Below are 14491 nucleotides of genomic sequence, written 5' to 3'. Positions count from 1 at the left end.
ACTTATTAGTCTACACTATGTTTTAATCATAAAAATAATTAGAAATAATTCTATTTGATTGAATACTTAAGAGGATAAATTTGTTGCCAGTTTTTTCACTAGCAACAGTGGTAAGTAATTACTGATGGAAAGTAGCTTTACGGGCTAACACAAGCTGCCCGATACTGATAGTCATAAGAATCATAAACCATAGGTTCGCCTACATTCATAGGATTGACTAATGGTTTTGCTTCATCCTCAGAGTCAGTAACATCTTTAGCTAAATTGTCAGTCCAATATGCATATGAATCCCAATCACTACCAGAATAACCACTGCAACGGTACTGATCACTACCTGCAGCATTCCAATCATTAACTAAACATCCCCATTCATTATTTATACCACCTACCCAGTTACCAGCCGAAAGGTAGCTTAACTGACGACGATACGCTTTAGAACCTCTACCAGCAATACCGCTATTCCAGCCATAGCGATATCGATTAGCATTAGTAAAATCGCTAATATTTGCCAAACGATAATTAGCACCTAAACTTGAACAATAAGCACGAGCTTTTGCTTGATAAGACTGCGCATCGCTCTTTGACCATTTTCTCGCATCACCTTCACCATAAGTAACTTTAGGTTGCGGAATATACCAACGCATTATTTTAAATTCATATAATGTGTGTGTCTCAGCACTATCGGTATAGAGTTTAAAAGTAGCGGGATTAAACGTTTTAGTGTTAGAACCACTATGTGGTCCAGATAATGTAACCTTTAATGCTGGCTCACTATTCCAATAAGGGATGGGAGCAGGTAATCTGTCATCATGCCTCCATTTTGGTGTAGATTCAACAGATAGTGATAACTTCACCCTACCACCTTCTTTAGCGATTATCGTACTACCATTGGCGGCTAACATCTCTTCTGGTGTTGCTCCTTTAAGGAGTAAATAAAAATATAAGCCATTTGAGCCAGTACTTGGAAAGTTATTATTGTAGACTGAATTTTCGCCTTCATATTCACCACTAGTATGCGCATTTCTTACTTTAAAACCTTTACTTGGAAAACCTCTATATTCATTATCTGAAAGCTTGGCTGAATCCCAAAGAGGGCCATCATAATCTACATTGATCATATTGTTGCCATAAGAAGCGTTATCATAAAGTAAATTCGGCTGAGCATAACAGACGGTTGGCAACATTTTAGCACTTATATAGTAAGTATGACTTTTTTGAGTAAAAATATTGTTATTAGGTTTGCCGTATTCAGTTTTTAATTCACCATTACTAGTACTTATCGTTAAGCGATATGGACTATCACATAAACTAATCATTTCTCTAGGATTATTTTTTACTGTTGAAGTAATGTCAATATACGCATTTTGAGCATTAATATCGGGCACTTTCGGATTCCGAGCCTCCCATTTCAAACTGATATTACCGCTAGCTGTTGCAGTAACATTACCATTTTCATCAAAACCATCACCATCATCATCAGCATAAAAGTTAAACGGCGAGCCTAGTAAATCAGAAATTTTCACTTGCGGGTAATTAGGATTTCCTTGTTCAGTGAATGGAATAATAGTTCTAATCCTTGTAAAAGACTGTTTTGAATGTGGTAAATATATTGGATTAGTTATACTTGAAACATCATCACTAGGAGTGATAACTTTGCCATTAGAAAGAGTAATGCTTAATAAAGAATCACTATTATCAGCTTTAATGCTGCCATTACCTAAAGTTAAATAAGGTTGAGAACCTTGTATACTTTCAGCTGTAGTGACATTCAAAGCATAAACAGAATTAACCATGATAATTATGAAAAATAAACTGATTTTTTGTATCTTGTTAATTAGCCTTACTACTATAGTAGGATTGAAAGTTAACAAAAAAAGCTGCATATAACGTCCAGATAATAATTTATCTTTAGCAAAATTGCATGGTAGTAAATGTTTAAATACTGAAAATATAAAACGATTTTCAATTACAAATTTAGAATAAATTCCCAACAATAATATTGAAAATAATTTCAAGTTATGACTATTTTTTAAATAATTGTATTTAAACATACTCCGAATCCCATTTATTCACACTTCATTGTTTTATTGTTATAAAATTACTTTTCTGACAAAAATATAATCAAAACAAATTTGGTTATCTGTTTTGCTTTATATTTAATTTGGTAATACATGCATAAATTAATTTATGCTTACTAATTTTGAAGAACAACTGTTATTGATTTTTATCTATAATGATACAAACTTTATAGTGCAAAGGTTGCTCGAAAACACACTTGTACTATTCAATTGAGAGAACTACAGTTTTGAAAATTAAATGTCTGCAATTCAATGAATTATCTATATTAATATTGCTATGGGGGGGAAGTGGTTCACTTTAAGAATAAAAACAATTTTCAATTAAATAATTTGAATATATTTTGCTATTAATTATTATAAATAATTTCAAGTAATATTTAACTTCCAACTGACTGTAGCTTGACTAACCTCCAGGTAACTTAAAACACACCCCATTGTTTTATATTAAATAATAAACATTTTTTTGACCAAAAAAGTATAATCAAAATAACCCATTTTATCAAATAGTAATTAGAGTTAATTTGTCAAGATATGTAAATTAGAGTTCCGACTATAATACTTTTGCTCTATTTAAAATGACCGAAATTGCTAACATACATTTGTCCATTTTTGTAGATATTAGGAACCTTATCATTAACAACTTTTTGCTAAAAACAGTCATTACATGACTTTTAAAAATATTTTGTGTTATGTAGTGACTATTAAGTTGATAAAAGTAATAATAATTCAATGGATGTAAAATAAACTGATTGCTTATTATAATGGATACTAAAACTAAGAATTTTGATAATTAAAAAATTCTTTTCTCAAATTTTGCTAGCTCGTAAAAAGCAATCATTTTGAATGATTATTAATATGAAAAATATATTGTTTTTAATTTGTCTTTGTCTTTCGTTCTCAGGTAGATGTGCAATTTATGCATTTACTGACAATAGTTCTAATAAAGATATTACTTTATATTTCAATAGTAGCATTACTTCGTTACATTTCTTAATTGATAAGCGTAATCCTGACCAGCTTTGGCAGCCTTTGGTACTAGATCAAAGTTCATTTAATTTAAATAACAAAAGTGTCGTTTTTTATAATACAAATTCTTCAAATAATAACCAACACTCTTATATTAAATTAGATAATATTAAATTTGATCAAACTGATGACTATGGCGGTGACTATATAATTTTAAATCATGAGTTAACTGGAGTTTGGTTTGATGAACATCAACAACGCTTAAAGCCAATCAAATTGCAAAGAGATTTTTTCATCAATGAAGAAGATATTAGCAGCGAATTTAATAATATTGAATTATTACAATACGATAGTTTAGAAAATATCTACTTTACCGCTGTATTACGAAAACAAAAAAATGAAAAGATTAAGTTATATGGAATTAATATTTATGAGCAAGCATCCAACAAATTATTACAAAAAATCGAAAATTTGAATTATAGCTACAATTCAATTTATAGCATTCATCTACAAGATATTAATTTTGATGGCGTTGCAGATTTAGCAATTGAAAGTTACAAATTTAATGCTAGACGAGGTTCCAATTATGATTATTATATCAACCATCATAATAAATTTATCGCAACTCATCTTTGGGGCAGTGATATAATCTTTAATCCAAAAGATAGATCGGCTGAAGGCAGTAAAGACTGTTATGATTTTGATGATCAAAATCACAGAGTCTTAACCAAAATAACTGCGATTTACGATTATCATAATTATCGATATGTTAATAAAAGCAATAGCTGCCATTATTATAATTTCGATAGTAAGCAAAATCGTCAATGCACTGATTTAGAATATAATAATTGTTTACTTAATCGTAATAATATTTATACTGAAAATCCTAGTGTAATAGGTGAAGATAATATTCTTTATAATGATAAAGTATGGTACAAAGGTAAATTAATACCTGGTTATATATACGACTAAGTACGATCTTTGATATTAAATTATAGAAAAATAAGAAGTCCACCTAAAGTCTAGGTCTTCTTTGTTAAATTAAGTTATTTTCAATTTTATATTTAATCACAAAGATTACATAATTTAGTTTTGATAAACTAAAAACCCCTTTCCTCAATTTTTTATCTAATTAAATGAGTTTGATTTTTTCATAAATAGGAATACTAATGCTATAAATAAAAAAGCCTGAAAATTAATTTTCAGGCTTTTTGGCTTTATTAATATTGTTGTAATTTCGACAACCAATCAATAAGTAGCTTTACTGTTTGGCAACAATATTACCATCATCCAAATCTAGATGAATCGTTTTACCCGGAACTAATTTGCCAGATAGAATCTGTTGTGCTAATGGATTTTCAATCTCTTGTTGTATTGCACGTTTTAATGGTCTTGCACCATAAATTGGGTCAAAACCAACTTTAGCTAATTGTTCCAGTGCGGCATCAGAGATATCCATTTCATATCCACGCTCATCAAGACGTTTTTCAACATGAGCTAATTGAATTTTCGCAATTGCTTTGATGTTTTCTTGTCCTAATGGATGGAATACCACAGTTTCATCAATACGATTGATAAACTCCGGTCTAAAGTGTTTAGTTACCACAGTCATGACTAACGCTTTCATCTCGTCGTAACTCAGTTCGACTTGACCTTGAATCAGATCAGAACCTAAGTTAGATGTCATGATAATTACTGTATTACGAAAATCAACAGTACGACCTTGTCCATCAGTTAATCGTCCATCATCCAATACTTGTAATAAGATGTTAAAAACATCTGGATGTGCTTTTTCGACTTCATCGAGTAAGATAACAGAGTATGGTCGTCGTCTCACTGCTTCAGTGAGATAGCCTCCTTCTTCATAACCAACATAACCAGGAGGTGCACCGATTAATCGAGCTACAGAATGTTTTTCCATAAACTCAGACATGTCGATACGTACCATAGCATCTTCACTGTCAAACATAAAGTTAGCCAATGCTTTGCAAAGTTCTGTTTTACCAACACCTGTCGGTCCTAAGAATAAGAAGGAACCAATCGGTTTATTCGGATCAGAAAGCCCTGCTCGACTACGACGAATAGCATTGGCCACAGCAACAACCGCCTCATTTTGACCAATAACACGTTTATGTAGGGCGTCTTCCATATGTAACAGTTTTTCTTTTTCACTCTCTAGCATTCTCGATACAGGAATACCTGTTGCTTTCGATAAAACTTCAGCAATTTCGTTATCGGTGACTTTGTTACGCAATAACTTCATAGTTTTACCTTCTAGCTGTGTGGCTGCTGCTAGTTTCTTCTCTAATTCTGGGATTTTGCCATACTGTAGTTCGGACATCTTGTTTAAGTCGCCCATTCGGCGAGCCTGTTCTATTTCAGTACGTGCTTTTTCCAACTCGGCCTTGATATTTTGAGTACCCGAAAGCGCAGCCTTCTCTGATTTCCACTCTTCTTCAAGTGATGCATAAGCCTTTTCTTTTTCAGCAAGTTCATCATTTAACATCTCAAGTCGTTTTTTACTTGCATCATCAGACTCTTTCTTGAGCGCTTGTTGTTCAAGTTTGAGCTGAATAATACGTCGTTCAAGCCGATCCAATGACTCTGGTTTTGAGTCCATTTGCATACGGATACTTGATGCTGCTTCATCAATTAAGTCGATCGCTTTGTCTGGTAACATACGATCGGAGATATAACGATGCGATAAGGTTGCTGCTGCAACAATTGCCGGATCGGTAATTTGCACATGATGATGCAGTTCATAACGTTCTTTTAAACCACGCAATATTGCGATGGTATCTTCAACTGACGGTTCTGCTACATATACTTTTTGAAAACGACGTTCTAATGCCGGATCTTTTTCGATATATTGACGATATTCATCAAGCGTGGTGGCACCAACACAGTGTAACTCACCTCGAGCTAATGCCGGTTTTAACATATTACCAGCATCCATTGCTCCATCACTTTTACCAGCACCGACCATAGTATGTATTTCATCAATAAAGAGAATAATACTACCTTCGGCTTTGGCGATATCTTTAAGTACCGCTTTTAAGCGTTCTTCAAATTCACCACGATATTTAGCACCGGCAATTAATGCCCCCATATCTAATGATAATACTCGTTTGTTACGTAAACCTTCTGGCACTTCACGATTAACAATACGTTGTGCTAAACCTTCTACGATAGCTGTTTTACCAACTCCTGGCTCACCAATTAATACTGGATTGTTTTTAGTTCGACGTTGCAATACTTGAATGGTTCGGCGAATCTCTTCATCACGACCAATGACTGGATCAAGCTTGCCTTGTTCGGCTCTTTCGGTTAAATCAATGGTATATTTTTTCAATGCACCACGTTGATCTTCAGCATTAGGATCGTTCACGTTATCACTCCCTCTTACTTGGTTAACTGCTTGGCTAAATTTGTCTTTGCTGACACCTGCTCTCTTTAAAATATCGGTTAAATTACCTTTTTCATCTAATGCAGCTAGTATGAATAATTCAGATGAAATATAGCTATCGCCATTTTTTTGCGCTAATTTGTCACATAGATTCAAAATTCTTACTAATTCTTGTGATGGAATAACTTCACCACCAATGCCTTGAACTTGGGGTAAACGTTCAATTGCTTGATTTAATTCTTGTTGTAATGTCGCAATATTTGCACCTGAAGCCACCAGTAATGGATTAATCCCACTACCTTCTTGATTAAGCATGGCAGATAATACATGGATGGGCTCTATATATTGATTGTCTTTACCTAATGCGATTGATTGCGCATCAGCTAAAGCTTGTTGAAATTTGTTAGTGAGTTTATCTAACCTCATATTATTTATCTCCTAAGCAATAAATTTGGATTAAATGTGTTACACATTTAATCCATTTGCATAATCACTAAATGAGTGTGGAAGAATAAATTTCAAGAGCTGATTAACAATATTTTTGACGAATTTTTGCAATAAAATCGTTTATATTTTACTCGCGTCTTTATAAAAGATAAAGTAGTTTGAAAAACCAGCACTTAAGCAAAAATGTTTAGTAAATTTGGATGACACTCAAGCTTTTATCCTTTATATTAGCCACTTTATTTTGTTAGATTAGCTAACCGTGGTTCGTAATCCATCCCACGAAAAAAAACTAGGAAAGAATTATGTTTAAAATTGCTAAAGAGTTCCAGTTTGATGCTTGTCATATGTTAGATGGGCATAATGGAAAATGTCATAATCTACATGGTCATACTTACCGTTTGTTAGTCGAAATCAGCAATGAACTTATTACCAACGGTTCAAGTGCTGATATGGTGATGGATTATGCTGACATAAAATCAGTTGTAAAACAGCAAATTATCGACCAACTCGATCATGCTTATCTTTATAATCAAAATAATACTAATGAAAGGCAAATAGCTGAGCTTTTGCAGCAAATGCAACGTAAAATTTTTGCTTTTCCTTGTCGCACTACTGCAGAAGGAATGAGTAAATTTATTTTTGACCACTTATCACAATTTCTACCCGTGTCGATGATTAAGCTTTGGGAAACCCCTACTTCTTACTGTGAGTATCATCGGGGCGAAAAATGATCGAATATCGTATTGTTGAAATCTTCGAATCTTTACAAGGCGAAGGTTATAACACTGGTATGCCAGCTATTTTTATTCGTTTTGCTGGCTGTAATTTAAATTGTAGTTGGTGTGATACTAATTTCCACAAATTTCAACGTTTTACGTTAGAGCAAATAGTTGCAAAAGTTAAGCAATATAAAAGTAGCAATATTATCATTACCGGTGGTGAGCCCACAATGGTTAAAGAGTTATCTTCATTATTAACGCATTTAAAACAAGCTGGCTATTATATCGCTATTGAGAGTAATGGACTAGGTAAAGTAGATCCGCTGATTGATTATATTGCACTGAGTCCTAAATTTTGTTATCACCATCGTTATCAAAAAATTTTGCAACCAACAGCTAGTGAAATAAGAATTGTCGCAGAGAAACAGACGGGATTTATCGATTTTTGTTACTATATTGAGCAGCATATTCAAGCTAAGCGTTACTATTTGTCACCTTGCGAAGTCAATGGTGAGATGAATATGTTTGATACCATTGAGTTGTTAGGTAAGATTAATCATAAACGTATTGATAATAAATGGATGTTAAGTTTGCAAACGCATAAGTTTGCCAATATTGAGTAATCTTTTACGATAAACGGCCGAATACGAAAATCAACCTTATCCATAATTTAGGCTTTAAACATTAAAAAGATAGCGTTATTATTGACCAATATTTTTATTGGTGATATTTAATCGTGTTTTAGTCGGTTTATAATTTATATTTGTTCATCCAGCACATTCCAATACGTGGATTGAGTTTCATCATATTGATTGGGAAAAGAGTTAACCAGTATATCAATTTTACCTCTCTATTAGTCATTACGAAGATGATAATGAATAGATATCTTAGTTAAATTTACAACAAGGGGCATGATAATTGTCACCGCTGGTTTAATTTTTCTCAAACCAGATCATTGTTGCCATTCTTCCTGTCTTGTTTTCTCGACGATATGAATAAAACAGATCTCGCTCAGTATAGGTACAATAGTTACCACCATAAATTTGCTTAATTCCGATTGAGTTTAATCGCTGTTTGGCAATCATATAAAGATCTGCTAAATATTTTTGTTGTTTGGCATCAATTAGTTTAAATGCATGATGCGCATTTGCATCGTAAGCTTCAAACTGCTTTTTCACTTCACCACCTACTTCAAATTTTGTAGCGCCAATTGCTGGACCAAGCCAAACGATGATATCACTAGCCTTACAATAAAATTTCTTTGCCGTTTCTTCTAAAATACCATGACAAAGCCCACGCCAACCAGCATGAGCGGCGGCGACCTCATTACCTTCAATTGAACAAAATAGTACAGGCATACAATCAGCCGTTAAGACAACACTAACTTGATTAACTTGCCGAGTATATGATCCATCAGCTTCAAATCGCTCACTACTACCAATTAATCCAGTTGCCGGCTGTAATTGAATTTCTGAAATATCAAGTACGGTTGTGCTATGGGTTTGATTTAGCCAATAAGGTTCACTAGGAATTTTTTCAGCATTAATTATAAGACGACGATTTTCGACGATATCATTCAAATCATCACCAGTACGGCTACCTAAATTTAGGCTATCAAACGGCGTAGAACTTACACCACCGATGCGAGTTGTAGTAAAAGCACGAATATTTGTCGGTGCTGGCCAATAGGGATAAATTGATTTAATCATAACTATTACCAATCAAGTTCATCTTTATGAAGTTCTGTATCTAATTGTAACTCTTGTATTAATTTTTGCATATCCTCAGGTATTGGTGCATGCCATTCCATTAGTTCGCCAGTAATTGGATGATATAAACGTAACATAGTGGCATGTAAGGCTTGGCGATCAAAATCACGCAGAGTTTGGATAAATGATTCGCTAGCGCCTTTCGGTGGCCTTGGTCGACCACCATAAAGGGGATCACCGACCAGTGGATGTGCAATATGAGCCATATGTACACGAATTTGATGGGTACGCCCTGTTTCCAGTCTTAAACGTAATCGAGTATGTAGACGATATTTTTCCATTACTCGATAATGGGTTACTGCAGGCTTTCCGGTTGGAAAAACCGCCATATGTGTCCGTTTAGTTGGATGGCGAGTAATTGGTTGATCTACGGTTCCACCAGCAGTAATGATCCCCATAGCAACCGCTTCATACTCACGAGTTATCTCACGAAGTTGTAATGATTCAACTAAATGAGTTTGTGCTTCAATGGTTTTAGCAACAACCATTAAACCTGTTGTATCTTTATCTAGACGGTGGACAATACCTGCTCTTGGCACTCGTGAGATATCTGGATAGTGATAAAGTAGTGCGTTCAATACCGTACCATTTGGATTCCCTGCTCCAGGATGAACAACTAAATCTCGTGGTTTATTAATGACCAAAATATGATCATCTTCATAAACAATATTAAGTTTTATATCTTCTGGTTGATGATAGGTTTCTTCTTCAATTTCAACTTCGATGGATATTTTTTCACCACCAAGTACTTTATCTTTGGGTTTATTTACAATATTATTGTTCACTAATACTTTATTATTTATAATCCATTCTTTAATTCTTGACCTAGAATAATCAGGAAAAAGCTCGGACAAAGCCTGATCCAATCGCATTCCAAGCTGAGTTTGTTCGATTTCAGATGTTAGTTTTAACTTGTGCATGTGTAATTTATCTATTTTAAGCTGTTATGTTTTAGAGTATTATATACCAATCATCGCCTTTAATGTTTAATTATATTTTGGATTGAAAACTGAATGAAATTGCGTCTACAAACTTTGTTAGCTATCGCTTTAAGTAGCATGCTAATTGGCTGTACAAGTACAAAGCATGATGTTGAAAATGTGCCAGAGATTGAGCTCCACAATAAAGCTAAAACAGAGCTTGAGAGTGGAAATATCAAATCCAGTATTAGTGTTTTAGAGGCTATCGATAAAAATTATCCATTTGGACCTTATTCACAACAAGTTCAATTAGATTTAATTTATGCCTACTATAAAACAGCGGATTATCCACTAGCCATTGCATCAATTGACCGCTTTTTGAAATTGAACCCAACGCACCCAAATATCGATTGGGTAATTTACATGCGCGGAATTTCTAATATGGCGCAGAATGACAATACCATTCAGGGGTGGTTTAATGTCGATCGTTCAGATCGTGATCCTGAGTTTGCCATAGCTGCATTTAAAGATTTTACTTATTTGGTAACTGGTTTTCCAAATAGTAGTTATGCCGCTGACGCCAAAAAGCGTTTAATATTTTTGAAAAACCGTATCGCACGTCATGAATTAAAAGTATCACAATATTACACTAAACGTGGAGCCTATGTTGCTGTGATTAATCGGGTTACCCAAATGTTAGCCTTATTCCCTGATACTGATTCAACTAAGAGCGCATTGTTATTGATGCGTAATGCATACAATGAATTAGGTTTAGTTGATGAAAGCCAAAAAGTTGATCAACTTATTCAGGCCAATTTGGAAAACATACCAAAAGAAGAACAAAAATCATTCTTCTCTAAATTTACCAGTGTCTTCAATGGTGGCTAATTTATTTACTAAGCGGGCATAGCCCGCTTTATTTATGCTTTTTACTAGTGCACAATATCCAAATTACATTTTTTAATTCCTAATAAATCAATCTTACAATTCACATAACGTTTGTAAAACACCTCAATAACCAATACAATTAGCAAATTATTTTTATTAGCAATAATAGATAGGACATTAATTCGTCATGCAAGAACAATATCGCCCAGATGAAATTGAAGCCAAAGTACAAAAACATTGGCAAGAAGACAAAACATTCCACGTTACTGAAGATCCATCTAAAGAGAAGTATTACTGTCTGTCGATGCTTCCATACCCTTCAGGTCGTTTACATCTTGGTCATGTCCGAAATTATACTATCGGTGACACTATTTCACGCTATCAACGTTTGAATGGTAAGAATGTATTACAACCAATCGGTTGGGATGCATTTGGTTTACCAGCCGAAGGCGCAGCAGTTAAAAATAATACAGCACCAGCCAAATGGACTTATGAAAATATTGCTTACATGAAGAAGCAATTACAGCTACTTGGTTTTGGTTATGATTGGGATCGTGAAGTAACAACTTGCCGTCCTGAGTATTACAAATGGGAACAATGGTTTTTTACCAAACTATTTGAAAAAGGTTTAGTTTATAAAAAAACTTCAGCTGTTAACTGGTGTCCAAACGACCAGACTGTATTGGCTAACGAACAAGTGGTTGAGGGGTGTTGTTGGCGTTGTAATACACCGGTTGAGCGTAAAGAAATTCCACAATGGTTTATCAAAATCACTGAATATGCTGATGAGTTATTAAATGATTTAGATACCCTTGAAAGCTGGCCAGAACAAGTCAAAACAATGCAACGAAACTGGATTGGTCGTTCTGAAGGGGTGGAGTTTGATTTCGCCGTTGAAAACTATAGCGATAAGTTACGTGTTTATACTACTCGCCCTGATACCTTAATGGGTGTAAGTTTTGTTTCGGTAGCTGCGGAACATCCACTTGCTCAATTAGCTGCACAAAATAATCCCAAAATTGCTGACTTTATTGCTGAATGCAAAACAACTAAAACCGCTGAGGCCGACATGGCAACAATGGAAAAGAAAGGTATGGCAACAGGATTTTTTGCTATCCATCCATTAACCGGTGCAAAAGTTCCGGTTTGGATTGCTAACTTTGTATTAATTGAATACGGCACAGGGGCGGTGATGGCGGTGCCTGGTCACGATGAACGTGATTATGAGTTTGCATCAAAATATAATCTACCAATTAAACCTGTTATTTTAACACAAGATGATCAAGTACCTGATCTATCACAGCAAGCTTATACTGAACATGGTAAATTATTTAATTCTGGTGAGTTTGACGGTCTTAATTTTGAACAAGCCTTTAATGCTATTGCAGATAAACTTATTGCATTAGGTATTGGTAATCGTAAAGTAAATTATCGTTTACGTGATTGGGGAGTCTCTCGTCAACGTTATTGGGGTGCACCAATTCCTATGGTGACACTTGAAGATGGCACTACAATCCCGACACCAGAAGATCAACTGCCAGTCATTTTACCAGAAAATGTTGAAATGAATGGTATTACTAGTCCGATTAAAGCAGATCCAAATTGGGCAAAAACGATGGTTAATGGTCAACCGGCACTGCGTGAAACCGATACTTTTGATACCTTTATGGAATCGTCTTGGTATTATGCACGCTACACCTGCCCTCATTATGACAAAGGTATGTTAGATGAAAATGCGGCAAATTATTGGTTGCCTGTTGATCAATATGTTGGTGGCATTGAACATGCAATCATGCATTTACTCTATTTTAGATTCTTCCATAAATTAATGCGTGATTTTGGTTTAGTAAAATCAGACGAACCAGCCAAACGCTTGTTATGCCAAGGTATGGTTTTAGCTGATGCGTTCTATTACACCAGCCCTACCAATGAACGTATTTGGGTTTCACCAACTGAAGTCACTATTGAACGTGATGACAAAGGTCGTATTGCTAAAGCCACAGATAATAAAGGTAATGAACTTGTTCATGCTGGTATGACTAAGATGTCTAAATCAAAAAATAATGGTATCGATCCACAAGAAATGGTTGAAAAATATGGTGCAGATACCGTTAGATTATTTATGATGTTTGCCTCTCCAGCCGATATGACGCTTGAATGGCAAGAATCTGGTGTGGAAGGTGCGAATCGATTTATTAAACGTGTATGGCGTTTAGTATATGAACATGCTCAACTAGGTAAAACAACAGCTCTTGATCTATCTAAATTAACTGCCGATCAAAAAGCTTTACGTCGTGAACTACATAAAACGATTGCTAAAGTCAGTGATGATATTGGTCGCCGTCAAACCTTTAATACGGCAATTGCAGCAGTAATGGAATTTATGAATCGCTTACAAAAAGCGCCACAAGATACCGCTCAAGACCGTGCATTGATGGATGAATCATTAAATGCAGTTGTCAGATTACTTTATCCTATGATGCCTCACGCTTGTTTCGTTATGTGGCAAGCATTAGGTCATAGTGAAACCATTGATAATGCATCTTGGCCTACTGCTGATGAATCGGCAATGGTTGAGGATGAAAAATTAATTGTTGTACAAATCAATGGTAAAGTACGTGGTAAATTTACCGTTCCGGCAGATGCCGAACAAGATTTTGTAGTAGAACAAGCTAAACAAGAGCCAAACATTCAAAAATATTTAACTGATACGACAATTCGTAAGGTTATTTATGTGCCAGGCAAATTATTGAATCTAGTTGTTGGTTAATAATGTTAGATAACTAAGAGATAGGTGATGATACCAATGAAAAAATATTTAGCTTTGATGTTATTGACAATATCGTTGTCTGGATGCGGTTTTCATTTGCAATATGAACCAGAGGTTCCTACTCGCTTTAAGACACTGTCCTATGAAAGTGGTGATCCATACGGTCGATTGTCAAGGGAAGTTAAAGAGTTACTACGCGATAATAAAGTTACATTAGTTAATGGCAATAATAAAGCTAAATATCCGTCATTGCGCATAGTCAGAAATTCATTGGATAAAAACACTATATCTATCTATCAAGATGGTAAAGCAGCAGAATATCAGTTAGTATTGACAGTTCAAGCGCAAGTAGTCATTGCAGGTGAACAAATTCATCCAATTAACGTTCGTATATTCCGTACCTTCTTTGATAATCCAGCAGCAGCATTAGCTAAGACAGTAGAACAAAATTTGATTGAGGATGAAATGTATAAGCAAGCAGCTAAAGAGATCATTCGTAAATTGAAATCAGTTGATGCAGCAAACTAA

9 protein-coding genes, 1 pseudogene and 1 riboswitch are annotated in these 14491 nt (G+C 34.6%); of the genes and pseudogenes, 6 read left to right on the top strand and 4 right to left on the bottom strand.

All coding sequences use genetic code 11. The features are described 5' to 3' along the window. Positions 1 to 137 precede the first annotated feature (137 nt). Positions 138 to 2051, bottom strand: a complete 1914-nt coding sequence (locus H3S74_RS01290; RefSeq protein WP_198247010.1) for a hypothetical protein — start codon at positions 2049 to 2051, stop codon at positions 138 to 140. 882 nt (positions 2052 to 2933) lie between these two features. Here H3S74_RS01290 and H3S74_RS01285 point away from each other — a divergent pair. After that, on the top strand, positions 2934 to 4016 hold the full coding sequence (locus H3S74_RS01285) for a hypothetical protein (protein ID WP_198247009.1): 1083 nt from the start codon (positions 2934 to 2936) through the stop codon (positions 4014 to 4016). 289 nt (positions 4017 to 4305) lie between these two features. On the opposite strand, the gene clpB is transcribed toward H3S74_RS01285, so the two are convergent. After that, entirely contained in the window at positions 4306 to 6876 is a 2571-nt protein-coding gene (clpB, locus tag H3S74_RS01280) for an ATP-dependent chaperone ClpB (protein WP_086363919.1), read from the bottom strand. Between the two features lie 274 nt (positions 6877 to 7150). Continuing rightward, a riboswitch (PreQ1 riboswitch) is annotated at positions 7151 to 7196 on the top strand. 3 nt (positions 7197 to 7199) lie between these two features. Here clpB and queD point away from each other — a divergent pair. Beyond that, a complete protein-coding gene (queD, locus tag H3S74_RS01275; RefSeq protein WP_110448184.1) occupies positions 7200 to 7628 on the top strand; it encodes a 6-carboxytetrahydropterin synthase QueD in 429 nt (142 codons plus the stop codon). Then, positions 7625 to 8239: a 7-carboxy-7-deazaguanine synthase QueE gene (locus H3S74_RS01270; RefSeq protein WP_198247008.1), complete on the top strand. Its 615-nt coding sequence runs from the start codon at positions 7625 to 7627 to the stop codon at positions 8237 to 8239. The genes queD and H3S74_RS01270 overlap by 4 nt, the downstream gene beginning before the upstream one ends. A gap of 309 nt (positions 8240 to 8548) precedes the next feature. Here H3S74_RS01270 and pgeF read toward each other — a convergent pair whose 3' ends face one another. Beyond that, complete coding sequence (gene pgeF / locus H3S74_RS01265; protein ID WP_181414691.1) at positions 8549 to 9322, bottom strand: peptidoglycan editing factor PgeF; 774 nt, start codon at positions 9320 to 9322, stop codon at positions 8549 to 8551. Positions 9323 to 9330: 8 nt separating this feature from the next. After that, positions 9331 to 10305: a 23S rRNA pseudouridine(1911/1915/1917) synthase RluD gene (gene rluD / locus H3S74_RS01260; RefSeq protein WP_198247007.1), complete on the bottom strand. Its 975-nt coding sequence runs from the start codon at positions 10303 to 10305 to the stop codon at positions 9331 to 9333. A gap of 93 nt (positions 10306 to 10398) precedes the next feature. Here rluD and bamD point away from each other — a divergent pair. The 3 genes and pseudogenes from bamD to lptE all read left to right on the top strand — a co-directional run. After that, positions 10399 to 11130, top strand: a pseudogene (gene bamD, locus H3S74_RS01255) (outer membrane protein assembly factor BamD); the annotation flags it as partial. A 250-nt stretch (positions 11131 to 11380) separates the two neighbouring features. Next, positions 11381 to 13963 carry a leucine--tRNA ligase gene (gene leuS, locus H3S74_RS01250; protein WP_198247005.1) on the top strand — a complete coding sequence of 861 codons (2583 nt, stop codon included), beginning with the start codon at positions 11381 to 11383 and terminating at the stop codon, positions 13961 to 13963. 36 nt (positions 13964 to 13999) lie between these two features. Continuing rightward, positions 14000 to 14491 (top strand): LPS assembly lipoprotein LptE, encoded by a 492-nt coding sequence (gene lptE / locus H3S74_RS01245; RefSeq protein ID WP_198247004.1) that lies wholly within the window; start codon positions 14000 to 14002, stop codon positions 14489 to 14491.

The sequence above is a fragment of the Gilliamella sp. W8126 genome (assembly GCF_016102185.1).
Taxonomy (GTDB): Bacteria; Pseudomonadota; Gammaproteobacteria; order Enterobacterales; family Orbaceae; genus Gilliamella; species Gilliamella apis_A.
This window is presented reverse-complemented; position numbering and strand designations above follow the sequence as displayed.